The following is a 24,984-nucleotide window of genomic DNA, read 5'->3' as shown; positions in this document are numbered from 1 at the left end:
CAGCATGACTGTATGACGCGGACTGCTTAAAGCCGCCCCTTCAGTTGACGTATCTTCCCTCGGTCTCGTCCTTTCGGTCTTCCGTGAATTCATAATCGGGCACCAGTTTTTTCAGGCGCTGCCGTATCGCCAGCGACGAAAGTTCATGGAGCCCCTGCACTTCCCTGTCGAGAAAATCAAAAATCATCTGTGCCGGGATACCGGTATTGTTCATCTTTACGAGGATTTTATCATTATCGGTTTTCACCAGGTCCCCGTCTTCGTAGAAGAGCTCCTCGTAGCCTTTTTCTCCGGGTCGGAGTCCCGTAAATTCTATTTTGATGTCGATATCGGGCCGGTACCCGTACAGTTCGATGAGCCGCCGGGCTATGTCCTGGACCAGGTATTGCTCTCCCATATCGAGAACGAATATCTCTCCGCCGCCGGAAAGTGCGGCCGCATTTATCACCAGGAGAGATGCCTCGGGAATGCTCATGAAATACCGCGTGACGCCGGGGTCCGTGACCGTAACCGGGCCGCCCCGCTCGATCTGCTCCCGAAAAAGGGGTATGACAGAACCGCGGCTCCCGATGACATTGCCAAAACGCACAATGGCCGTCCTGAGGCCTTCCCTGCCGTTGTACAGAGCCGTGACCATCTCGGCGAGACGCTTCGTCGCCCCCATCACGCTCGTGGGACGGACCGCCTTGTCCGTAGATATGAAGATAAACTGGTCGACGCCGTACCGCACTGAGAGATCCAATACATTCCGTGTGCCCTGCACGTTATTGAGTATAGCCTCTCCCTCGTTATATTCCATGAGGGGAACGTGCTTGTGGGCCGCAGCGTGAAAAACGATCTCGGGACGGTGTTCCTGAAATACTTTCTCAAGCATGCGTCCCTCTTTCACATCGGCGATCCTGTACACAATCCGGGGCTTTCTTTCCATGAAATCCATGTATTCATTGAGAGACTTCACCAGCGTATATATGGAAAACTCGCCGCGTCCCACGGCTATTATCTTACCCACGTTGAACTTCAGGAGCTGGCGGCATATTTCGGAGCCGATGCTTCCGCCGGCCCCGGTTATAAGGATCGTTCGACCCGACAGTTTTTTTTCGATGGCGTCGATATCCACATCATACTCATCGCGCTTAAGAAGGTCCGACAGGGTGAATTCCTGCAGGGACGGATAGAGGGGCACCGTATCAAAAAACTTTTCTCCCTGGGGAATGATATGGATATGAATGCCGGGATTATAGGCGATGATGGCGCCCACCACCCGGTTCACGGAACCATGGGGAGCCGACGGCATAGCTATAATGACCCGTGATACCTCATTGCGCTCCAGGATCACCGTCACATCGGAAGTCTTCCCGAGCACCATTTTGCCGTCAATAACCGTCCCGGTTTTACCGGGATCATCGTCAACAAAACCGATGATTTCCACGGCCCTGCCCCGTTTGACAAATTCCGCCAGGAGCATGCGTCCCGCTTCACCGGCACCGGCAATGAGTATGTGACTCTTTTTTCTCATGACGGATCACTATAGCCGGCAAGGCGCTGAAAATGCAAACAAAATTATCAACGCCTCTAAAAAGGGAGAGGAATTATCCTCTCAATGAGGATTTCACCGGCCGATACTTTTTTTTATTGATTTATACGGTCAGGCGACGTTAGTGGTATTTTTCAGTATATTGAGAAGGTAACAGATCCCGATCCGCAGAGGGAACCATCTTATTTAGTGCCAGCAATATTATATACAAAACGAGGATACCATGCAAAATAAAACATTTTCAATGGCTGTATTTATCGCGGCCCTGCTATCCATTGGCTGCGTGCTCATTTTTGAGGATCCGGCAAGGCCTTTTACCGTGGGGCAGTCCATCGCGCTTTACGCCCTGGCCTTTCTTCCCGCCCTGGGCATCGCCATGCTTTTCGATCCCTATCCGGCCAGCGTGAAGGCCAAATATCTCAAGGTCAACTTCTATACGCAGGATAAGACCGCTGAGGAACTGGTGGCAGAGGTTGAACAGCAAAAATAACATGGATAAAAAAGCCGTTCTCTTCGATATAGACGGCACCATCATGAACTGCCACAGCGCGGGCAAGACGTCCCTCATGGAGGCCACGGAATCGGTTTTCGGCACCACGGGACAGATGTCCACGATGAATATGCAGGGAAAAACAGACCCCCTCATACTTTTCGAATCCCTTATTGATGAGGGATTCGGTCAGAAGGATATTGAAGCGAAGATTCCGTCCCTGAAAGAAGAGTATTTTCGCCTTCTTGACGGCAGAATGAAAAATCACCAGTGCACCATAATGCCCGGCATTGAGAAACTGGTGCCTCTGCTGGCCCATCGGGATGATATCATTCTGGGTCTTCTCACGGGAAATTTCGAGCGGGGGGCTCAAATTAAAATCGGCAGGTTCGATTTGAACCGGTATTTCGCCCTGGGCGTTTACGGCGATGATTCACACCTGCGCAACGAAATGCCGGCCATTGCCAGGCAAAAAATAAGGAAAAGCCACAACCTGGATATCGACTTCAGCCGGATGATCATCATCGGCGATACCGTGTATGACATCCGGTGTGCAAAGCACGCCGGGGCCGTATCTGTTGCTGTCGGCACCGGATGGGTCGACCGTTCAGTGCTGCTGGCGGAAAATCCCGACTTCTACTTCGACGATCTCGGCGACGTAGAACTATTTTTACGTGTAATCAATGAAATTTAACGATCAAAAAATAACCTGGAGGACATTATGCAAGTTGGACATTACGCTGTGGCCCTCACCATAGCATCATTCGCCCCGGAACTCACGGGCGGTCACGTCGAGGCATTCTCACCTGAAGCCATTTTAGTCACATTTATCGCAACACAGCTGCCGAATATGGACGCCATTCCCATTATGCTGGGATGGGCAAAAAAATCATTCCACTGCACCTGGACGCATTCCCTGTTCTTTCCACTCGTGGTGGGGTTGCTGCTATGGCCCTTTAACCTGTCGTGGGCCATTCTATCCATGGTGAGTCTGTACATCCATTACCTGTCTGACATGCCCAGCAGCGTGGGGCTTCCCCTGCTCCTTCCCCTTTCCAGAAAAAGATATACTCTGAGCCTGTGGGCAGATACGGGGGCCTTCGGCTGGGTGAGCTTCAGGGGCACCTATGAGCAGGCATGGACATGGATTCTGGAAGGCGGCGCGTATCTCGTGCTCTTCATCCGGGCCTACCAGCTGGGAGTCTGGCCCTTTATATAAGGACCGGATTCTCCCTTTTTATATTTCCATCGATGTCCGAAAAAATAACACGGAGTGGTTGAGCCATGCATGTAAAAAAATCCTATGAGTATATAATAATCGGCAGCGGTTTCGGCGGCGCCATGACAGCCCATGCCCTGGCCAAAGCCGGCAAAGAGGTTCTCATTATAGAACGGGGAAAGCATGTTGTGCGCGACGATTCCTGCTGGGATGAGGTTCGACTCCATCTGAAGGATCCCCTGTACCGGAGCCCGGTCTCCTTTTTCGTGGACCAGAAAAAAGGTCCGCTGAAAGAAGAGCATACCGACGATACGGTGGGCGGCATGTCAACAATGTACGGCGCCGTATCGTTCCGCATGCGTGAGGATGATTTTCTCGGCGCTCCCCTGGAAGGAACCGCGGAACGCGATACTTCCTGCGCCTGGCCCTACGGGTACAAGGAACTGAAATCCTGGTACGACAAGGCTGAGCGGATTCTCGGTATAGCCGGAGTCCGCGGACAGGATATAACGGAACCACCTATAAAAAATGACTATCTCCATGCACCTCACCCGGGACTTTCATCGCCATCAAAAATAATTTGGGACAGCGCTAAAAAACTGGGCATGCATCCCTTTTTTCTTCCCATGGCCATCAACTTCAGCGGCAAATACGGCAAAGAGAAATGCATACTCTGTCCGACCTGCGACCATTATCTCTGTAAAATAGAGGCAAAAAACGACCTGGCCGTAATGGTGCTTCCCGAGGCCGAGAAAAAAGGAGTCACGATCTTATCCGATACAGCTGTCTTGAAAATAAACGTCTCGGGAAGGAAAGCCCGTTCCGTGGATATCATTTCCCTGAAAACCGGAGAAAGAAACACCATCCAGGGTAAAAATATCATAGTTTCGGGCGGAGCCCTGGCGTCGCCCCATCTCCTCCTGGCCTCGGGCATCGACGGCATAACGGGTAATGATCTTATCGGCCGCAATCTCATGCGTCACATCAACGGCGTGGTGGCGGGCATCTTCCCCTATGTTACGAACCCGGAAAACAAGCTTCAGAAACAGATCGGTATCCCGGATTTTTATTACGGCGACCCGGATAAAAAACTCGCCCCCGCAGGTACATGGGGGATGATACAGGATGTATCCAGCATCGGCAAGGGTGTCATCAAGGCCAATGCGCCAATGGGCCTGAAAAATATCGCCGCCTTCTTTTCCGATTATCTTATAAATCTTCTCTGCATCGCCGAGGATATGCCCCAGTACCGCAACCGGGTCTTTTGTGATACGAGCCGGAAAGACCTCTATGGCATGCCTGCTCTCATGGTACATCACCGCTACACTGCCCGGGACCTGGCGGTTCGAAAGGCGCTCTATGGCAAAGCCAGGGGAATCCTGCGCAGGGCCGGGGCTCTCATGTTCTACAATATGCCAATTGAGACCTTTTCACACGCCCTGGGGACCTGCCGCATGGGCGAGGATAGCGGCAATTCCGTCGTTGACAGCCGGTGCCGCGTATGGGGCATGGACAACCTCTATGTAATCGATGCCAGTGTTATGCCCTCGGGCGGGTCAGTGAATCCGAGCCTGACCATTGCCGCGCTGGCCCTTAAAGCGGCGGATGAAATGAAGGGTTGAGAAAACAGGCCGGGGGGAAATATCAGCGTTTCAGCCTCCGGTAGACATACTGCATCTCTTCCACCTTCAGGATGAAACAGGAGAGGGCATACACAAGTCCTCCCGCCGTTACTATCGCCATAAGGACCAGGGCCCTGAGCCAGAGGCGGGCGCTGTTCCAGTCGATGAGCCTCGCGATGAAATGGCAGACGAGAAGCATCAGCAGTGAGGCAGCGAGAAATTTCATCGCCGCTATAAAAAGTTTTTTAAGACCCAGCCTCCCTATCTTTCTCCGCAGCATGATTACAAGAAAAACCACCTGGAGAGTTGTAGAAATGGAAAGGGCCAGCATGAGACCGGCGTGCTTTAGTCCCGTATCCATGAGAAAATATCCCAGGACCGTATTGGAAACCAGTGCCATGGTAGCGCCTATAACCGGAGTAACCGTATCCTTCAATGAATAAAAGGTGGGAGTCGTCAGACGCAGTATTGAAACGGCCGTGATCCCCAGCGAGGCGTAGAAAAGGGCCAGCTGCGTCATCTCGGCATCAAAGGGTGTAAACTTGCCGTGCAGATATATGACCGAAATAACGGGGTATCCCAGGCCCATGAGAGCCACCGTGGCCGGCACGGCCAGAAAAAGAGCGCCGCTCATGGATTGGATATAAAGCTTTTTCAGTTTATCAAGATCGTCCGTGGCTGTCAGCTTTGACATCTCGGGAAGAATCACATTCCCTATGGAAACGATGAAAACACCCAGGACCAGTTCCGTGAGCCGGTCGGAATAATAGAGATAGGATATGCTCCCTTTATCCTTGAAGGACGCAAGGATCGTAATAATGAGGCTGTTGATCTGGTAGATTGCCATACCATAAAGTGCGGGCCCCAGCATGCGGAATATCCTACGCATCCCGGGATGCTTGAGATCAAAGGATATTTTCATTTTAAATCCCGCCCTGATCATATAGGGTATCTGTAATATGACCTGGAGCAGGCCGCCCAGGAGAACCCCGATGGCCACACCGTGCAGGGGCTGATCAAAAAAACGGCTTAAAAAAATAATTCCCGTGATTATTCCCACATTGAGCAGCACGGGTGCGAAGGACGGCGCGAAAAAATATTTATGTGAATTAAGTACACCCATGGCAAAGGCAACGAGGCTGACGAAAAAAAGATAGGGAAACATAATCATGTTAAGATCCGTGGCAAGGGACAGGAGTGAAGGGTCCTTGAAGCCTATGGCAAAAAGCCTTACGATCTCGGGAGAAAAATATTCACCCAGTCCGATGAGGAAGATAAGGGCCACTATCTGCAGGGTAAGGGTCTTCTGGGCCAGCTCCAGGGCCTCATCCCTTCCTTTATTGACCAGGTATTCCGTATACACGGGTATAAATGATATGGTCAGTGCACCCTCGGCAACGAAACGCCGGAACAGGTTGGGAATTTTGAAAGCCACAAAGAATGCATCGGTCGTCCCGCTGGCGCCGAAAAATGACGCCATGAGCATATCACGGAGAAATCCCAGAATACGGCTGGCTAGAGTGGCAAGGGCTACAATGCCTGTGGATCGGATAATTGAATTCATAGATGTTTGGCTGACAAAATATGTTGACAAATGGCAGTATCCACACAATAAATCAAGAAAATAATAATTAATAAAGAAGTAAACCATGAAAATTTATCAAACCGTTCTGCTCGCGATTCTTATGCTCACTTCCGCTTCAGGCCCCCTCCTGGCAGGTTACTATGAACAGGGCCGGCAATTCTATGTATACAAGAAATATGACAAGGCACGCGAGATGTTTCTTAAAGCCGTGGAGAAAAATCCTCACGGTGACGCTTATTATTTCCTCGGAGAGATAGAAAAGCTCCAGGGAAATTTCGACGATTCGGCAAAATATTTCAACGAAGCCACCAAAATTAAAAACACAACGGGCAAATTCCTGCGAAACGCCTACTGGAATCTCATCGTTCTTGCCGAACAGAAGGGTGATTACGACAATGTGGTGATTACCTGCAAGAGGATGTGGGATCACCTCAAGGATGACGGTGCCCGGCAGAAAATCGAATCCCTCATCAACAAGGGCCTCTGGACAAACAATCAGGATGCCATCGACCTGTATAAAAAGGGGATAGAAAAAAAGAAGCGCGGCAGCATCGAGGAAGCCATTTCCCTGTTCAAAGACGCCCTGGGCCAGGATTCCTCCTTCCTTGCTCCAAAATTCGAGATCGCCATGGCTGCATACAAAAAGGGCCAGACCAGTGAGGCCGCATCATATCTGCGGGAAATAACGTCACGTATTCCCTATTACGCTGAGGCCCATATCGCTCTTGGCGACATCTACTACCAGGATCAGTCCTATTCTTACGCCATAACCCATTTTTCCAAGGCCCTGGAATTCGGTTTTATCAGCAACTCCACGGAATACATCCTCAGCCTGAAAATGGCGGAAAGCTATTATAATGAAAACGATTATGACAAATCGGCGGAAAAGGCCGACAGGGCCCACTCACTGAACCGGAAGGCTGTAAAACCCCTGATCCTGCTCTCGGCTATTCAGATTAAACAGCAAAAATATGATGAGGCGCTTAAAACACTCCAGGAAGCCGACAGGCTGGAGAGTGATAATTCCCTGGTTCTCTTCCAGATCGGCAGCATTTATTACAAACAGAATGACTGGCGTTACCTCACCTATTTTGACCGGCTCTTCGACACTATCAAACAGAACAAAGATGAAATTCAAAAATACAACAAGACTTTTATCATCCTGATAAAAGGGCACTTTGAAAAAAACAACTTTGCCCGCCTCAATGAAATCATTGCCGCCCTGCCCGAGTCCCAGGTCAGCTATGATATAACGCTCCTCCAGGCAAAATCATATTTCAGCATGAAAAAGTACGATGAGGCCATAGACGTTTTTGAAAAGCTGTCGCTGAAAAATGACGATAAATTCATGCTTGGCCAGGCTTATGCCCGCAGCGGCAGAAAATCCCAGGCCATTGAAATCATGAACTCCCTCATGTACTATGACAACTACCGTCAGCTGGCTGAGAAGGACCCCCAGCTGTCCCGTCTGTTGAAGGAGATAGAAAAACAGAAAAAGACCGAAGAGGAAGAAATAAGAAAAAAAGAAGAAATGAGGCGGGAGAAGGAAAAGGAAATCAACAATACAACACCCGCAAACGGTCCTGTCGATACAATCAACAGTAAACCCGATACGGAGGTAAATCCCTGACATGCCATCGGGTAAACAGACATCAATTACAGGAAAGTTTTGAAAAAAGCATCAAGCATCGTCATCGCCGCAGCATTGATCACGGCATGCATGACAGCCGTTGCGCTCAACGTGTTTTTTGAAACCGGAACTTCGATGTTGTTTCTCTACATCCCCGGCTCGCTCTTGTATGCACTGCTGGGGTATTTTTCCCAGGCCACGGCGATATCACGGCTCGACTATCACCAAAGCGGTGAAGGCGGCATCGCCTTTCTCGCCACAGTGCTCACGGCTGCACTCTTGACGGAAAGACCTCTCCTTATATTTATTTTCATCTTTCTGGCCATGATGTTTCATAACACGATAATGGAGAAAATTCTTTATAGGGACAACAGGGACAGGTTCATCTATGGAACCCTGATAAATATCGTCGTTATTATCATCACGGCATACCTGGTGAATACCGGCACACGGGGACCGGAAAAACATATTCATACAGCGCTCACGGGATATCTGCACACCAGTGATCATTCGATAACGCGTGTAATTATATATTGCCTGGTCATTTTGATTTTTTCCGTTCTCTTTTTTCTTTTAAAGCCGGAATTAAAGGCTTTCTCTCTCGGCAAAGAACACTGCCTCGGTGCGGGCATCAATTATCGTGCCATGTCCTGCCTGATCCCGGTTTTTTACAATCTTGTTTTTTCCCTTGTGTTCATTACCATTGGCTACATGGGAGGAACAGCCTTGTATTTTTTTCAGTCACAACTCCGCAGCGGAAGGATGCTGTCAGCCATGGTCATGACCGTCCTCTATTCGCAATTACTGCTTCTGGTCCTGCACTTTTCGGGCACTAATATCACTGTTTTAATTTCATTATGCATGTCCTACACTTTCACCATTATCCTGGCCGCGCGAAGGAGATATGTACCGGTATGATCGAGATATTACACTGCACCTATCCACAAAACAATCCCGTCCTGAAGGATATATCCCTGACGATTAATACGGGAGAAATAGCCGGCATAATAGGAAAACCAGGTACCGGCAAATCGATGTTACTGAAAACACTGTCTGGCATGAATCAGAGGAGAGGCCCCGGGTCCGGTTCAGTAGCAATACATAATAAAAAAATAAATGCCTTCGGCAGAAAAGAATTGGCCCGAACCATTTCATATTATAACGGCAGAAAACCGGACAACATGGATGAATCACTCTTTGATTTTCTCATGCTTTCCAGAATCAGTCACAAAAACTTTTTCCGGGCCTTTTCAGAATACGATCTGCAGGTAGTAGAACAGAATATAGGCTATTTCGATCTTACCGACCTGCAGAAAAAACGCCTTGGGGAACTCTCAGACATACAGATGAAAAAGGCAATGCTCGCCGTATCGTTCATCCGTACACCGAAAATACTTCTCATGGACAATCCCACGGCGGGACTGGATATCGGCACCATCCATACCCTCTCCCGTGAAATAACCCGCTCAGTTGCAGAGGGAGATACAACAGCTGTTATTGTAACTCACGACCTCAATTTTATTGCTCAAATCGCCGACAGAATTATAATAATAGAGGGGGGCGAAATCGCCGAGGACGGCACTGTCGATTTGTTAAACGCGGAAACTATCAGGAAATATTATTCAGTCGAGGTTTTCGTATCACGGAATGTTTACAACGGCAGGCCCAATATCCATCTTTTCCCCAACAACTGAAGGGAAAAGGCCCGCATGCAGGATTTCAGGTATAATAACGGATCTTCCTTACGCCTTCCTCAAGGCTCTCGGCAAAAATAAGCAGGCTGTATACATCGATAATTTCAGACATCCTGACCACGTCCTCTCCCGCCCAGAGAATAATCACCCGCTTGTCCTTCCTTTTCGCCACCTGGGAAACATCTACAAGGGCATGCAGTCCTCCCGAGGTAACCAGGGTTACATTCTCCAGATTGACAATGGCGCTCTCCTTGTCGGAAATGCGATTAATGAGCGACCTGAAGGTATCAATGGTGTTGTTCGTAAGGCTGCCGCTCAGTTCAACAACCTTTACGTTTTCAAACTCCCTCAGGGAATAATTTAGTGTTTCCGCCACGTCATGAACCTGCTGATTAAGTTAATTTTAACTTCCTGCAAAAACGCTTCCCAGCACTTCCCGCAGCAGGTTTTCATCAACCTGCTGGTCTATCACCGGCTGACCCGGCCTTTTCAACAATACAAAATTTATTTTCCCGCCAATGTTCTTCTTGTCATAGGCCATATGCCGCATAATGCTTTCCATTTCGGGGTTAATCTGGTGTTGTATCAGGCCGTATTTATCCAGGATCTCCCGTATCATGTTCATATCGGCCTCTGAAAGCCAGCCAGCCCGACGAGAGATTTCACTCTCGGCCAGCATCCCCAGGGCCACAGCCTCACCATGGGATATTCCCCTGTATTCCATAAAGGACTCGATGGCATGGCCCACGGTGTGACCGTAGTTGAGAATAGCTCTGAGTCCCGATTCCTTTTCGTCTTTTTCCACGACACCCGTTTTAAAAAGAGCGGACCTGTAGATAAGTTCGGATATAAAAGCCGGATTCTTTATTTCTCCCCATGATCCCGATTGAAGCATCTCCAGCGTTCTTTTCTCACCAATAAGGCCATGTTTGAATATTTCAGCGAGCCCGTTCCTGAACTCATTTTCAGGAAGGGTGGTGAGAAAATAAATATCAGTCAATACCTGTTTCGGCTGGTGAAAGGCGCCCACAATATTTTTCCCCAGCTGGAGATTAACCGCCACCTTTCCGCCGATACTTGAATCCACCATGGCAAGAAGCGTCGTGGGCACGTGCACGATCGGGATTCCCCTCATATACAGCGATGCCAGAAAACCGGCGAAATCACCGACTACGCCGCCGCCGACAGCGCACACGGCCGACTTCCTGGTAAGACCTTTTTCGATAAATCCGCGCAAAAATTCTTCCGCGTAACGATAATTTTTATTTTCCTCGCCGTCATCCATGAGAAAAAGGTGGCCTGACTTCGCCATTGAAACAAAAGAATCGATATATTCCCGGTGAAGCCCGTATACCTTTTTGCTGACGACAAAGGCCGTTTTATCGGAATCAAGTATCCCTTTAAAATTTTCCTGTCGTGCGATGAACCTCTCACCGATGAGAATGTCATATTCCCATGATGCCGTTTTGGCGGTTATGCTTTCTATTCGTCGAGCCATAATTTCCCGAGATATATTGTCTGAGGCTTGTTTCTTATTATGTTGACCAGTTCATCATTAATGGGAGGATAAATTTTAAGCTGTTCCAGCTCCTGGGCATTGAAATATCCATAGCCGCTGAGTCGGTTATCATCGCCAAGGCGGTAATCGCCTCCTTCATAGGAACAGTGAAAGCATATATTTATGATGTGCCGCTTCTCATCGGGATCAATGGAGTCACAAACCAGCGCAATTTTCTGTACGGCAACATCGATATTGAGCTCCTCATTGAACTCTCTCTTCAAGGCCTCTTCCAGTGTCTCCAGAAAAGAGACCCCGCCGCCGGGAAGCAGCCAGTACTCATTGCCGTCCTTCTTGTGGGATATAAGAAGAACCCGTTTATCGTTGATGACGATACCCGCAACACGGACCCTGACATCCTTTTCATCGAAATTCAAAATACCGCATCCCCTTTATCGATTTTCTTGAGCGCTATGCTGGCGGCATGCATTTCCGCCTTCCTTTTACTGCTTCCGCTTCCCCGGGTGACCTCTTTGCCGTTGACGACAAGTCTGACAAAAAACTCCTTCTGATGGTCGGGACCGCGCTCCTCCACCACTTCATATATTGGCCTTTCCTTGTACTTTTTCTGGACATATTCCTGCAAGGTTGTCTTGGGATCACGCTGATAAGTGAGATTGTCAATGCGGTCAATGTGCTGCTTCAGCAGGAGAAGAACGAATTTTCGGCTTTCCTTCAGGCCCGAGTCAAGGTAGAAGGCCCCGATGATGGCTTCAAGCGTGTTGGCGAGTATCGATGCCCGGTTCCTTCCTCCGCTCATCTCCTCGCCGCGGCCCATGAGGATATAGCTTCCCAGGTTCAGTTCCTGAGCCACCTGAGCCAGAATATCCTCGGAAACAACAACTGATTTAATTTTAGCCAGATCACCCTCATGGTAATCCTCGAAATGTTTGAACAGGTATTCATTCACAATAAGGCCAAGAACCGAATCACCCAGGTACTCCAGCCTTTCATTATCACGCACCTCGGATTCCGATTCGTTGATATAGGAACGATGAACCAATGCCCTGTTTAAAAAAATTCTATCCCTGAATTTAATTTTTAAGACACCCTGCAGTTTATCAAGCTGTCGGTATCTGCTTTTCTTATTATCTTTTTCCGTCTGAATTTTTTTATTCTCTTTTTTTTCAGGAATACTTTTGTCTTTTAATTCTTCAGCTGTCATATTCGTCTGTTCGTTATTATAATAATTTCGCAGTATTAAATTCGATCCTGAATATACTTAACCACATCGTCGACTGTCTGCAGACGTTCAGCATCTTCCTCAGGAATCTCAATATTGAATTCCACCTCAAAAGCCATTATGAGCTCCACGGAATCAATTGAATCTGCTCCCAGATCTTCAATAAAAGAAGCGTCTTTCGTAACGTTCTCTTCCTCGATATTCAACTGCTTTATTATGATGTTTTTTACTTTGTTAAAAATATCCATGTCATGCCTCCCGGGAGAAAAACATTGTCACACGTTATATAGCGCATTACCTCCTGTCAAGAGTTAATGCAAAAAGGGATGCTCATGCAGCATCCCTCGCAAATGACCTGATCCATTCACATGTTCAGTCTTTTATTTTAACTTTCTTTTCCACTACCAGGTTCCCTTTATAATAGCCGCATTCAGGACACACACGGTGTGGCATAGTATAAGCCCCGCACTTCGGACATGGCCTCAATGAGGGAACACCTATTGCATCATGAGATCTTCTCATCCGGATTTTAGACTTCGATTTCCTACGCTTTGGTACCGCCACAACTATTCTCCATTCACTTTTATTTTCTCAGACTTCAGCATCGCCGAACATATTTTCATCTGCTTTCGGGAATATAATAAATATCCTTCAAACTCAGGAAGTTAAAGGGAATATCTAATATCAGCTCTTTTTATGTCAAGTTATATTTGACCATCTATAAAAATTTCTATTACTTAGGCAACCCCAAAAGAAGCATCCTTTTTTTCGCCTTCTCTGCAAGCGGGGACTGGGGGTATGACATAATTATATTGTTGTAATATTTTTTCGCCATGGCCTTATCATTTTTCAGGCCGTATACCCGTCCCATGTTATATAAAATCTGATCATCCAGGATGCCATTCAGATATTTACCCTCAAGAGTCTTGTATATTTCAATTGCCCTGTCCAAATCGGCGCGTTCTTCCGCCGCAGAGGAAGCCTTCAGCAGGGCCAGTGCCGCAAATAACTCGGAAGGAGTCGATCCGGCAAAGGATACGAGTGCCTCTTCAGCCTCTTTGTATTTCTTTACTGAATAGTAAAGATTCCCGGCAGAGTAGAGGGACATATGATGAACAAATCCGAAGTAGCTGGAATCGTGCAATTTTTTCAGTTCTGCTATAGTTTTCTCAATATTTTCAGGATTTTCAGTTCCCTGAAGCTGATACATCTGCATTATAGTCTCATAGCGAACCATCTGGCTTTCCGATCGTTTTTCAAAAATAATGGAAGAGACAATTAACAGAACAACGGCTATCAACAGGGATATAAAAGAATATAAAACCAGCTTACGATTTCCCTTGATAACATCCTTCACTTTCATGAGGAACTTCTCTACGGGATTCCTTTCAATATCAATGTTGTTCCTTACATTTATTCGTGCCATTCAAGCTCCTGTGCTACAACTAATTTAACTTAATATTTACCATATTCCCCAGGGTCATGGTGCTGGGACTTGTTTCCTTTAATATCTTATCCAGTTCTTCTTTTTCAGAAATCACATCAAACTGCTTGATACTGAGAGAGAGCCTCTTTCGTTTAACATCAACTCCCAGGACTACGGCATTGACAACATCACCAACGGAAAACTCCGCATCAAGGTCCTCAATCCTGCTCTTGGATACTTCGGAGATATGAACCAGACCTTCAACATTTTCTTCAAGTTTTAAGAATATTCCGAATTGTGTGATACCCGATATGGTACCCCTCACCTGCATCCTGGGCTGGTATTTTTCACTAATTGCCTCCCAGGGTGATTTGAGCAACTGCTTCATCCCACAGGCGATTTTCATCTCTTCTTTTTTTATTTCCAGAACCTTCAAGTCAACCTCATCACCCACACGGAACTGCTCCGGAAGATTTGAATTGTGGTCATCCCAGCTTATATCGGAAATATGGATTAAACCGTCTATGTCATCTTCAAGTTCGACAAAAAGACCGAATTTCACAATTTTTTTAATTTTTTTGCGGTGAACGGATCCAACGGGAAAGCGCTCATGGATGGTCATCCAGGGATTGGGCTGAGTCTGCCGATAGCCGAGAAGGAGCTTCCTTTCATCCTTATTTATATCGAGAATTACAACATCTATCTCCTGTCCCTTCTCAAGGATATCCTTGGCCGATGCGTTGTTTTTTGTCCAGCTTAGCTCACTATTGGAAAGAAAACCCTCTACATCATTTCCCACATCCACAAAGGCGCCCATGTTTACTATGGTCACCACGGTACCCTTGAGGATCTCTCCCTGCCTGAATTGAGCGTCCAGATTGATCCAGGGATCTTCGGCCATCTGCTTCAGGCCGAGCGATATCTTCCCTTCTTCGCGGTTAATGTTTAAAATAATAAATTCCCTTTTTTCGTGCTGCTTGAGTATTTTCCTCTGCTTGAAAACATTTTTCCATGACATATCGTTACGGTGAAGCAGAGCATCTATTCCTTCAACGCGGACAAAGGCACCGAATTCGACAAATTTAATTACTTCGCCTTCCACCTTATCGCCTGCGGAGTAGTTGGCCGCGAAGCTCTCCCATTTTCTGACATTTTCCTCATCAAGAAATTCTTTGCGCGATACTACGATTGATTTCTTTTTCCGGTCTATGCTCTTTATTTTAAACTGGCATTCACCATCAGTAGAGGATTCGCCTTTCAGATCACCGCTAAGGGAAAATGGGAGAAAGGCCCTCACACCATCGCAGCTGACGAGTTTGCCCTTGCTGGTTGCAGCAATGACCCTACCGCTTATTGTTTCAACGCCGTCACCCAACTTCCTGGTGAACTCGTTCCACACAAGTTCTTCTTCGGCGGCCTTTTTTGAAAACTGGTAGACACCGTCAACTATTCTCCTGTTCTGCAGCATGACATCGACCATTGTGCCGACTGAAGGAGGAACATCAAATTCCTCGAGCGAGATTCGTCCATCCGATTTAGTACCGACGTTCACATACGCATAATCATTATCTATAGTAACGATTTCACCGTGTATTATCTGTCCTGGTTTGATTTCATCGAGAGCTGAATCTGCTATTTGCTCCATGTCGATGGATTCATTGAATTCTTCAGCCTGTAAATGGTCCATAATCAGCCACCTTAAAAAATAATGTACCAACCAGGCGGATCGCTCTGGCTAGTCTTAAAACTCCAGCTTACCCTTGATCGTTTTTACAATAAATTCTATAACCTGCTTTTTGCTCATCGATGAAGTATCACAGTAAATGGCATCATCGGCCTGCTTCAGTGCGCCGAATTCCCGAGATCTGTCCTGTTCATCTCGCTGTATAATCTGGGTTTTGATGGAATTTTCGTCAACATTTTTTCCCATTTCCCTGTATTCTTTGATACGCCGTTCTGCCCTGATGTCAACAGAGGCATCAAGATAAATCTTCACGTCGGCATCGGGGAAAACAATGGTACCTATATCTCTTCCATCCATTATTATGGAATCCTTTTCCGACCATTTTCTCAGTAGGCCATTGACAAACTCCCGTACCGCTCTATTGTCGGATACAATACCGATATTTCCGGCAATAACTTCGTTCCTGATGAGCTCCGATACATCGGCGGAATTTACATATGTGCACGAGCTTCCATCTCTGTTAAATTTCTGTTCAATAATCAGGCCGTGAAGGCCTTTCTCAAAATCCATACCCTCGCTCAATGATTCATGTGTCTGCAGAAAAAACCAGGTCACTGAACGGTAGATTGCGCCGGAATCGATATATTTCATTCCCAGGGCCAGCGCCGCTTCCTTTGAAACGCTGCTCTTGCCCGAACCCGCAGGGCCGTCAATTGCGGCAATAATCCGCTTACCCGTGTTCATAGTCGCTCACCATACATTGTCATTATATCCAATCGCTGCCGGGATTATTTCCCCACGGGATAGGAACCGAGAATTTTCAGGAAGACCGTCTCCTCGCGCATGTGTTCAAGAGCCTGCTGGATTTTGACCTCGTCCCTGTGTCCGATAAAGTCGATAAAGAAATTGTATTCCCACATCTTTTTCTTGTCGGGGCGTGATTCAATTTTTGTCATATTAATGCCTGCATCGGCAAAAGGCTGGAGCAGCTTCACCAGGGCGGCCGGCTTATCCTTGACAGCGCACACGATGGAGGTCTTATCATTGCCCGTTGTCCGGTTAGCCATACGTCCGATTACAAAAAACCTTGTGTAATTCTGCCGTATATCCTCGACCCTTGTAGCCAGTACATTGAGGCCATATATCTCGGCCGCAACGTGAGCGGCAATGGCAGCTGCGGTTTTATCCTTCCGGGCCTCCTCTGCCGCCGTAGTGGTGGAATCCACCGATATAATCTCCGCACCGGGAACATTGGTCCGTATCCATCCTTTACATTGCCCCAGAGGCTGGGGATGGGAATATATTTTTTTTATTGATGAAATATCCTCACTCTGGGAAAGCACACTGTATGAGATACGAACATACTGTTCGGCGATGATGGAAAGATCCGTTTCTATGAGCTCATCGAGTGTATAGGTTACAGCTCCCTCCGTGCTGTTTTCAATGGGTACCACGCCGAAGGCCGCGTCTCCCGATTCGACCTCACGGAATACGTCGGGAATTGTTTTCTGCGAAAGAGTATTGACCGAGGTTCCGAATATCGTTGTACAGGCAATGCTGGAAAAGGTTCCTTCAGGCCCGAGATATGCAACCCTGATGGGCCGAATGCTATTGACGATACCGAAAAAAAGCTCCGTGAGAACCTTATCAATGGCTTCCATGGGAAGGGGGCCGTTATAGCCTTGTTTGAAAAAATCAATCATCCGCCCCTTCTCGGAAAAAAGGGTGCCTTCAGCGACCGAATCGTCCGACTTCAGGTCTTCCGCGTACTGCGCAGACCATTCGGCCAGAGCCTTCATCAATCTGTCATCGATTTTCTGTAATTTGTCATTCACGTCATTCTTCGCTGTCCAGGGAAAATTCCTTTATTTCCGACAGTTTTGGCAGGTCCGATAATCTGTTCAAGCCGAAAAACCGCAGAAACTCATCGGTTGTACCGTACGCCAGGGGCCGGCCTGGCAGGTTCATCCGGCCTACAGGTTTAATAAGATTCCTCTTCATGAGGTTTGCCACCATCATCCGCGAAGAGACTCCGCGCAGATCATCAATCTCGGCCAGCACTATGGGTTGTTTATATGAAACAATTGCCAGGGTCTCCAGCATGCCCTTGCTAAGTGTCTCCCGCCTCTTCATCCCAAGTGCGTGTCGCAGCTGTTCGGCATAGCGGGCATTGGTAACAAACTGGAATCCATTTGCAATCTCCACGAGAAGAATACCGCCATCCCGTTCCTCGTACTCATCCACCAGGGAATCCATTACAATTTTTGCCTGGGTGGGATCCACGGAAAAATTTTTGACAAAAAAAGACGAAGAGAGCGGCTCATTGGTCAGAAAGAGAACCGATTCAAAAAGGCCCTTGAGCTCCAGTTCATCCCGCTCGACATCGTCTACTTCTTCTCCCGATGAATCATCTGACCCATCTTCCTCAGACGTATCGCCGGAAATATCTTCGGCTTCAGAGTCCTTTGATGATTCATCATCGACATCGTCATCTGCGGACATGACGGACTCTTCAGAGGATTCAGAGTCCGACTCATCGGAAAAATCATCATGGATTAAATCATCATCCTTCTGATTTTGTACATCCTTTTCTTCCATGGCTCCTCATGATATGGTAGATATGCGCGGGTCAGTCGCCTTCACCGGCATCAATTTGCTTTGAAGAAAAATTGCGGACCAGGCGAATTTCACCAAAAACCCTGTGTTGTACTATTTTGATGATCTTCGTTTTAGCCATTTCCAGAATAGCCAGGAATGTAGCCACTACTTCGGGCCTACTGGGCCGATTCTGAAAAATTTCAATGAAAACGATGAAATCGTTCTCTTTCAGCAATTCAGTTATATATTCAATCCTGTCACTGACGAGGATTTCGTCAAATATAATTTCTTCCTGTTCCACCGTGCTCTGGGATTCCAGAACATTGGCAAAGGCCCTTAAAAGATCGAAAAGGGACACGTCCAGATATTCTTCCGTTCCGGCCTCGAGATCTTCGGGTTCATTATGCCGCGTGTATACATCGGCCTGAAATTCAAAACTCTCCCTGAAAAACCGGGAAGATTGCTGAAATTTTTTATATTCCAGCAGTTTATTGATAAGTTCAGGCGGTAGGGGCGGTGTAAAATATTCATCCTCGATGTTTTCCGAAGGTAGAAGGGCCCTGCTTTTATAAAAAAGCAGTTCCGAAGCCATCCAGATAAATTCCGAGGCAATACGGACATTCATTTTTTCCATCATTTTGAGGTATTCAATGTATTGTATCGTTATATCGGAAATAGAAATTTCAGTAATATCAATTTTGGCTTTTTTTATCAAATCCCACAAGATATCCAGCGGACCGTCAAAATTATCGATATGGATGACATATTTGTTATCCGCGTCATTATTCTGGAGTTCTTCTCTTTCTTCTAGCATGCCGTCTACTTACCGAGATTAATTTGATCCTGTAGTTTTACGATGATGTCTGTTTTTTGATTAGTGTGGTATAGTAATGAATCAGACTTGAAAAATACACAAAAATTACAATAACATTTCTGCTGGAAAGCTTTTTTTCTTTACTTCAAATGTTGCCCAAGACTCCCAATAAGAGCACGAAAGGTAATCAAAAAAATCCTCAGAAAATTAAAACCCCTCTTCAGTCTCAACAGGAAGAGGGGTTGGCGATTTCACATTATATGTATCAGATAAAACTTATGAAAGGGCTTTCTCTGCGGCTTTCTGGAGTCTTTCCGGTGGAAATGGTTTAACAACAAAATCCTTAACACCAAGCTTTATTGCCTTGGTAAGCAGATTTTCCTGTCCGAGAGCCGTTACCATAATTATCCGTGCGTCAGGATCAAAAGTCAGTATTTCCTCAGCAGCCTCAATCCCGTCTTTCTCCCTCATGGTAATATCCATGGTTGTAAGATCAGGTTTCAGCTTTTTATACAGATTTACCGCTTCATTTCCGTTTTCGGCTTCACCAACAATTTCATGTCCCGCAGGAACAAGCGCATCCTTGACAAGCGTTCTCATGAATTTTGCATCATCAACGATTAAAACTCTCGCCATTTTTTATCTCCACAAATTTTTGTCTAAAAGAAGAAAATCTATTTATTCATCACATCTTTCTACCATACCAGTTAAACCGTTATGGTAATAAAAATCAATTAAAATATCGACCGAACCATTCAATTTTTAAAGCAATATATGCCCTGCGCCCCTTCAGCATAGCACGTTATTATATATGTTCAACAATTTTTTTTGTAATATCGGAAAGAGGCACCACTTCTTTTACTCCACCCTTTTCCACGGCAACCCTGTTCATACCGAATACCACGGAAGTTTCTTCATTCTGGGCAATAGTATAACCGCCGCTCTTTCTGATATAGCCTATGCCGTCGGCACCATCCTTCCCCATCCCGGTCATGATGACGGCAACAGTTTCTCTCCCCACTGTTTCAGCCAGCGAATTGAAAAGCACATCTATTGATGGCCGATGACCCGACACTTTTTCCCCTTTAACTACTCGTACAACCAGGTCATTGCGTCTTTTTTCCAGGAGCAAGTGAGAATGTCCCGGCGCTATAAACCCGCAGCCCGGCAGAGCCCTGTCTCCATCTTCGGCCTCTTTTATATCCAGATAGGAACTGCTGTTCAGACGATCTGCAAAAGCCTTGGTAAAGCCCTCGGGCATATGCTGCACGACCAGGACAGGCGCCGGAAAGTTTTCAGGAAAGGCCTTAAAAACCTGGAGAAGGGCCGAGGGGCCTCCCGTGGAAGTTCCTATTCCCACAACCTTCTGGCTTTTACTCTCCTTGCCGAAAACACGGTTCTTGACGACATCCTCCAACTGGGGACCGACCATCTTCATTATTTCCGGGTCCTTCTTCTGTGCCCTTTTGGCGACAGTTATACCGGCAACGGATTTTACTTTCGTAATGAGAAGATCGCCGATTTCATCAACGGACAGGGAAAGCATCGAGGATGGTTTAGGAATAAAATCAACCGCACCCAGATCAAGGGCCTTGAATGTTGCATCTGCTCCATGCTGTGTCAGCACGCTCATCATTATGACCGGCTTTGGTCTTGTTTCTATGATGGCTTTCAGTGCTGACAGGCCATCCAGTATGGGCATCTCGATGTCCATGGTAATAACATCAGGATCCAATTCTTCATTCTTATATATGGCGGTTTTTCCGTTATTGGCGGTACCGATGACCTTGATCTGTGGATCACTCTCAAGAATGTCCGTGGTTATTTTTCTCACAAGAGCAGAATCATCCACAACCAGGACTCGTATCTGCTTAGACATGAGTCGACCTCAGCTTATCAACCATCCGTTTCATTGAATTCGTTTCCGGCAGAAGAAGCAGATTTCCGATAACCTGATCATTCTCAAAATAGAATGCCGTATCCATTATAATGGCATAATCACTGGTCATATTATATTTAATGAGAATTGAGTCCATGATAGATTGCATATAATCATGCACTATGGTTGGAACCTCGGGTTTTATTGCCAGGGCTGTCTTCTCAGCAAAAACGTTGAGCACCGAAGATCCGATAATATTCGTTATCTCCATAAGGGCTGATTCGCCGTCCTCGTTAAGAATTTTTGATTCCTTCGAGGATGAACCATACAGCATATCAATCAGTTCAAAACCGACATTTTCATCAATAATAAACAGCATGGTTCCCTGGGCCTCGCCTACCACGGGAAGCATGACACCAATATAGGCACTGTCGATGTTCCCCACTTTTTCCGGAATTTTTTCCGTAGGCCACACATTTACTTCCGGAATTGAAAGGTCAATCCTCTTCTGGAGAATTTTAGAAAGCGATTCCGCGGCATTGGCAGCGCCGATGTTGGCGATGAGCTGGAATTCCCGGAGCGCATCGGGCCCGATATCCAGGGTGGAAATCATGTGGGCATTGGGATCGCCGCCAATGGTGCTCTGTATATTATCCTTGAGCTCCTTTCTGAAATCAGCCAGGGCTGCGTGGACTTTTTCCTCAACCTCCACTTCCCCTTCTTCAGGATGAGCTTCTTCTTCATCAGTCATATCTTCAATCAGCTCTTCCGGTATGGGCTCTTCTTTTATCTTGCTGCTTTCAGGTTCTTTAAAGTCCGGTTTTGTCTCCACTTCCGGACTCCCGGCCATGCTTATCCCGGGAAGAGGTATATCTTTTTTTCCGATCGTCTCAGTTGTTGGTTCAAAAGGCAGCGGTTCATCCTTCCTGATCCGTTCCTTGCCCAAATCCAGCGGCGGGAGAGCGGATTCCCTTACGGCAACCTGCTTTGACGATTTCTGCACATAATCCTCAATCTCATCCATTTCCTCGATTTCCGCCTCGCGGAAACGAAGAACGGCATCCCTGTCAAGGTGTGACATCTTTTCCTGATCAATGATGGTTTTATTGATCATGGCTGCCACGTCAAGAATAAGACAGATGCTCCCGTCACCGAGAATGGAAGCGCCGGCAAGACCCTCCACTGTCTTATAATTCTGTTCCAGGGACTTGATAACGATCTCCAGCTTCCCTTCGAGAAAATCCACCATGAGTCCTATTTTCCTGTTCCCATAGGCCACAACAACGACAGGAATCTTATCGTCGGGCTTAAGGGCACTTTTCATTGTAACAAACTGGTTCAGACGCAGCAGTGAGAGTATTTCACCACGCAGATTTATAACCTCATGGCCCTCGATGGTGGTGATATCGGACTGTGATATTTTAATAGTTTCGTTAACATCGGAAAGAGGAATGGCAAACATTTCCTTCCGCACCCTGGTCATGATGGCCGGAATGATGGCTAGAGTCAGCGGGAATGCCATGACAAAACGGGTTCCCATACCGAACTCGGTTTCTATGCTCACGTTTCCATTGAGCTCATTGACTATTTCCTTCACAACATTCATTCCAACGCCGCGCCCGGAAATGTCCGTTACCTTTTTCGCCGTTGAAAAACCGGGAGCGAATATGAAGTTGTAGATATCGCTGTTATCCATATTGGCCAGCGCTTCCGCGGTTGTCATATTTTTTTCTATAACCTTTCTTTTTATCAGGTCGGCATCAAGGCCGCGACCGTCGTCACTGACTTCCACGAATATCTGGTTGCCTCCCTGGTGCGCGTTGAGAGTGACATGGGCTATTTCCGATTTACCCAGCTTCCGCCGTTCTTCAGGCAGTTCAATGCCGTGATCCATGGCATTCCGGATCAGGTGCATCAGTGGTTCGCCGATCGCATCAATAACTTTTTTATCCAGCTCAGTCTCCTCTCCCTGGATAATGAGTTCAATCTTTTTGCCATGTTCCTTGGCAAGGTCGCGGACCAGCCTGTTAAACCTGGTGAGAACCTGCCCGATGGGCACCATCCTGGTTTTCATGATGCCGGTCTGCAGGTCTTTGGCGATTCGGGACATCTGCTCCATTCTGTTTTTAAATTCATTGACAATGGATTTGTCGCCGCTCAACTTCCTGAGCTCTTCATAGAGGCGGTAGAAACCGGAATTGGCAATGACCAGTTCCCCCACATTGTTCAGGAGATGGTCCAGTTTATCGATAGAAACCTTGACCGTTTTCAGGATGGGGCCCCGTCTTTTATCGGTCTCGTCCCGATCCAGGCCCTTGTGCTCATCCTTCTCTATTTCAGCTACAATCGGTTCATCTTCCGCATCGGGCTCTACATATTCATCAACAACATCTTCCACGGCAATTTCGATCGCTTCAGGTTTTTCCGCTGCAATGGGACCCGCTCCATCCTGTGAGACGAGATTCACATCTTCGAGTGAACCGAATTTCAGCATCAGCTTGCCGTCCTTGCGTTCTATCCCTATGGTTTTCAGAGCAACGCCGGCTATTTGATCGATATTGCAGGATTTGATAATATCGTTTTTATTCTTGTCAGTACACAGGATGATCTTGAATATATTGCCGGAACTATCATCGCTGAGGTCTTCCAGTGAGGGGATGGTTTTCACCACGTGACCAAGCTTTTCCAGGTTACTCATGACAAGCTGGCCCTTGATCCACTTCATCTGTGCTCCCGATTCAATCGTGACGGTTATTTCAAAGCAGAGACTTCCCTGCTCGATATAATCGCGGATACTCTTGCTGTCTTCGGCATCAAGGACGGTTTTGGGTGCATTCTCAACCTGAGAACCCTTCTTCCCCGCAGTCTCCTTCTTGCCCTGTGCTTTTTCTCCCTTGCGGCCGCGTTCACTAACGGCAATTATTTCATCTATTATCCAGGTCAGGTCCTGCGTCGGTTCCTCACCCGATGAAACAGTTTCAATGACGGAATTGATGGCATCGAAACACTTGAATATTACATCAACAATCTGCGGGGTTATTTCCATGGTCTGGTCCCGTATGCCCTGCAGAAGATTTTCCATCTTGTGAGCCAGATCACTGAGATCGTTGAGACCCACAAAAGCCGCAGAACTCTTGAGAGAATGGGCTGCGCGGAAAATATTGTTGATGATATCACTGTTGCCGGGATTTTTTTCCAGTTCCAGCAGGTTTTGATTTAATTCCTGAAGCTGTTCATCCGCTTCTTCGAGAAAAATATCCTGATATTCGCCGAGGGAAAATGTCATACATTTACTCCGTTTTTGCTCTCACAATTTTTTATTACATCAATGGAAACCGCAAAGATCCCCGGAAGGGATCTCTACAATCCGAATCTGATTATCGCATCAATTCGCTCTGAACAAGGGCCGTTTCATCTTCTTCTTCAAAAATGATATTGCTGATATTCAGAATGACTATAAGCCTGTCCTTGAGGCGGCCGATACCGGTTATGAATTCATCGGATACACCTTCAATAAGTTCCGAGGGAGGATCTACGTGACTCACGGGGATCCTCACAACCTGGTGGACATTGTCAACGAGAAGACCTATCTGTTTGTCATTGGTTTCAATGACAATAATACGCGTCAGATCGGTTATTTTTCCCTGGGTATAACCGAAACGCTTTCTTACATCCACAACGGGGATCACATTCCCCCGCAGGTTGATCACACCCTTGATAAAATGAGGGGTGTTGGGAAGACGCGTGATGTCGGGAATACGTAATATCTCATGAACCGCCAGGATATCAACACCATATTCCACATCATCGAGGACAAAACTGACCAGCTGGATAATACTGGAACCGCTGATCACCTCCTCCACTTCAATGGACTGGTCATTTTCCTTTTGTTCCTTATCTTTTTTCAGTAGTTCTCTTATATCCATGTTTCTATCCTGAAAGTTATTTATATCAATTATCTCATTCTTTAAAATAATTTCCAAATATAAAAATATTTATGATGAAAAAATTGTCTTTTCTGCTACTTCCACACGGCCATGTATCCGGGACAAAACCGGGAAAAGTGCC

Annotated in this window: 25 protein-coding genes; 7 read left to right on the top strand and 18 right to left on the bottom strand. The window is 46.8% G+C overall.

Annotated elements, in window-relative coordinates; genetic code table 11:
* Nucleotides 1-40 precede the first annotated feature (40 nt).
* Entirely contained in the window at nt 41-1,516 is a 1,476-nt protein-coding gene (locus tag CVV44_12980; GenBank protein ID PKL38075.1) for a hypothetical protein, read from the bottom strand.
* A 241-nt stretch (nt 1,517-1,757) separates the two neighbouring features.
* On the opposite strand from CVV44_12980, the gene CVV44_12975 reads away from it, so the two are divergent.
* The 4 genes from CVV44_12975 (at nt 1,758) to CVV44_12960 (ending at nt 4,865) form a co-directional block, all read left to right on the top strand.
* Entirely contained in the window at nt 1,758-2,024 is a 267-nt protein-coding gene (locus CVV44_12975) for a hypothetical protein (GenBank protein ID PKL38074.1), read from the top strand.
* A gap of 1 nt (nt 2,025) precedes the next feature.
* Nucleotides 2,026-2,718: a hypothetical protein gene (locus tag CVV44_12970; GenBank protein ID PKL38073.1), complete on the top strand. Its 693-nt coding sequence runs from the start codon at nt 2,026-2,028 to the stop codon at nt 2,716-2,718.
* 27 nt (nt 2,719-2,745) lie between these two features.
* A complete protein-coding gene (locus CVV44_12965) occupies nt 2,746-3,243 on the top strand; it encodes a hypothetical protein (GenBank protein PKL38072.1) in 498 nt (165 codons plus the stop codon).
* Nucleotides 3,244-3,308: 65 nt separating this feature from the next.
* Nucleotides 3,309-4,865 (top strand): hypothetical protein, encoded by a 1,557-nt coding sequence (locus CVV44_12960; protein ID PKL38071.1) that lies wholly within the window; start codon nt 3,309-3,311, stop codon nt 4,863-4,865.
* Nucleotides 4,866-4,887: 22 nt separating this feature from the next.
* Here the strand turns inward: CVV44_12960 and mviN are convergent, their stop codons facing one another.
* A complete protein-coding gene (gene mviN, locus CVV44_12955; protein PKL38070.1) occupies nt 4,888-6,516 on the bottom strand; it encodes a murein biosynthesis integral membrane protein MurJ in 1,629 nt (542 codons plus the stop codon).
* Between mviN and CVV44_12950 the strand changes: the two genes are divergently transcribed.
* Genes CVV44_12950 through CVV44_12940 form a run of 3 tightly spaced genes read left to right on the top strand, consistent with a single transcriptional unit; the run spans nt 6,515 to nt 9,774 of the window.
* Nucleotides 6,515-8,080, top strand: coding sequence for a hypothetical protein (locus CVV44_12950; protein PKL38069.1), 1,566 nt, complete (start codon nt 6,515-6,517; stop codon nt 8,078-8,080). The two genes, mviN and CVV44_12950, sit on opposite strands and share 2 nt — an antisense overlap.
* Before the next feature lie 39 nt (nt 8,081-8,119).
* A complete protein-coding gene (locus CVV44_12945; GenBank protein ID PKL38068.1) occupies nt 8,120-8,998 on the top strand; it encodes a hypothetical protein in 879 nt (292 codons plus the stop codon).
* On the top strand, nt 8,938-9,774 hold the full coding sequence (locus CVV44_12940) for a hypothetical protein (GenBank protein PKL38067.1): 837 nt from the start codon (nt 8,938-8,940) through the stop codon (nt 9,772-9,774). The genes CVV44_12945 and CVV44_12940 overlap by 61 nt, the downstream gene beginning before the upstream one ends.
* Nucleotides 9,775-9,799: 25 nt before the next feature.
* Here the strand turns inward: CVV44_12940 and CVV44_12935 are convergent, their stop codons facing one another.
* From CVV44_12935 to CVV44_12860, 16 genes are all read right to left on the bottom strand, one after another.
* Nucleotides 9,800-10,150, bottom strand: coding sequence for a hypothetical protein (locus tag CVV44_12935; protein PKL38066.1), 351 nt, complete (start codon nt 10,148-10,150; stop codon nt 9,800-9,802).
* Between the two features lie 27 nt (nt 10,151-10,177).
* Entirely contained in the window at nt 10,178-11,272 is a 1,095-nt protein-coding gene (aroB, locus tag CVV44_12930) for a 3-dehydroquinate synthase (GenBank protein PKL38065.1), read from the bottom strand.
* Nucleotides 11,257-11,712: an NUDIX hydrolase gene (locus tag CVV44_12925; protein PKL38064.1), complete on the bottom strand. Its 456-nt coding sequence runs from the start codon at nt 11,710-11,712 to the stop codon at nt 11,257-11,259. Before CVV44_12925 ends, aroB begins: the two co-directional genes overlap by 16 nt.
* The gene (gene rnc, locus CVV44_12920; GenBank protein PKL38063.1) at nt 11,706-12,497 is read right to left on the bottom strand and encodes a ribonuclease III; all 792 of its coding nucleotides are present in this window, start codon (nt 12,495-12,497) and stop codon (nt 11,706-11,708) included. Before rnc ends, CVV44_12925 begins: the two co-directional genes overlap by 7 nt.
* 35 nt (nt 12,498-12,532) lie before the next feature.
* Nucleotides 12,533-12,763: an acyl carrier protein gene (locus CVV44_12915; GenBank protein ID PKL38062.1), complete on the bottom strand. Its 231-nt coding sequence runs from the start codon at nt 12,761-12,763 to the stop codon at nt 12,533-12,535.
* Nucleotides 12,764-12,887: 124 nt separating this feature from the next.
* A complete protein-coding gene (gene rpmF, locus CVV44_12910; GenBank protein PKL38061.1) occupies nt 12,888-13,079 on the bottom strand; it encodes a 50S ribosomal protein L32 in 192 nt (63 codons plus the stop codon).
* A 169-nt stretch (nt 13,080-13,248) separates the two neighbouring features.
* Entirely contained in the window at nt 13,249-13,941 is a 693-nt protein-coding gene (locus tag CVV44_12905; protein ID PKL38060.1) for a hypothetical protein, read from the bottom strand.
* Nucleotides 13,942-13,960: 19 nt separating this feature from the next.
* Nucleotides 13,961-15,628, bottom strand: a complete 1,668-nt coding sequence (locus tag CVV44_12900; GenBank protein ID PKL38059.1) for a hypothetical protein — start codon at nt 15,626-15,628, stop codon at nt 13,961-13,963.
* 54 nt (nt 15,629-15,682) lie between these two features.
* Nucleotides 15,683-16,369, bottom strand: a complete 687-nt coding sequence (locus CVV44_12895) for a cytidylate kinase (protein ID PKL38058.1) — start codon at nt 16,367-16,369, stop codon at nt 15,683-15,685.
* A 44-nt stretch (nt 16,370-16,413) separates the two neighbouring features.
* A complete protein-coding gene (locus CVV44_12890; GenBank protein ID PKL38057.1) occupies nt 16,414-17,460 on the bottom strand; it encodes a prephenate dehydratase in 1,047 nt (348 codons plus the stop codon).
* Between the two features lies 1 nt (nt 17,461).
* Nucleotides 17,462-18,127 (bottom strand): SMC-Scp complex subunit ScpB, encoded by a 666-nt coding sequence (scpB, locus tag CVV44_12885; protein ID PKL38220.1) that lies wholly within the window; start codon nt 18,125-18,127, stop codon nt 17,462-17,464.
* A gap of 127 nt (nt 18,128-18,254) precedes the next feature.
* Nucleotides 18,255-19,037, bottom strand: a complete 783-nt coding sequence (locus CVV44_12880; protein PKL38056.1) for a ribulose phosphate epimerase — start codon at nt 19,035-19,037, stop codon at nt 18,255-18,257.
* A gap of 276 nt (nt 19,038-19,313) precedes the next feature.
* Nucleotides 19,314-19,673: a two-component system response regulator gene (locus tag CVV44_12875; GenBank protein ID PKL38055.1), complete on the bottom strand. Its 360-nt coding sequence runs from the start codon at nt 19,671-19,673 to the stop codon at nt 19,314-19,316.
* Between the two features lie 169 nt (nt 19,674-19,842).
* Nucleotides 19,843-20,916, bottom strand: a complete 1,074-nt coding sequence (locus tag CVV44_12870) for a chemotaxis response regulator protein-glutamate methylesterase (protein ID PKL38054.1) — start codon at nt 20,914-20,916, stop codon at nt 19,843-19,845.
* Nucleotides 20,909-24,202: a hypothetical protein gene (locus CVV44_12865; protein ID PKL38053.1), complete on the bottom strand. Its 3,294-nt coding sequence runs from the start codon at nt 24,200-24,202 to the stop codon at nt 20,909-20,911. Before CVV44_12865 ends, CVV44_12870 begins: the two co-directional genes overlap by 8 nt.
* A 91-nt stretch (nt 24,203-24,293) precedes the next feature.
* Complete coding sequence (locus CVV44_12860) at nt 24,294-24,842, bottom strand: chemotaxis protein CheW (GenBank protein ID PKL38052.1); 549 nt, start codon at nt 24,840-24,842, stop codon at nt 24,294-24,296.
* Between the last annotated feature and the right edge of the window lie 142 nt (nt 24,843-24,984).

Source organism: Spirochaetae bacterium HGW-Spirochaetae-1 (assembly GCA_002839375.1).
Taxonomy (GTDB): Bacteria; Spirochaetota; UBA4802; order UBA4802; family UBA5550; genus PGXY01.
Note: the sequence above shows the minus strand (reverse complement) of the source record. Positions and strands in the feature narration are given on the sequence as shown.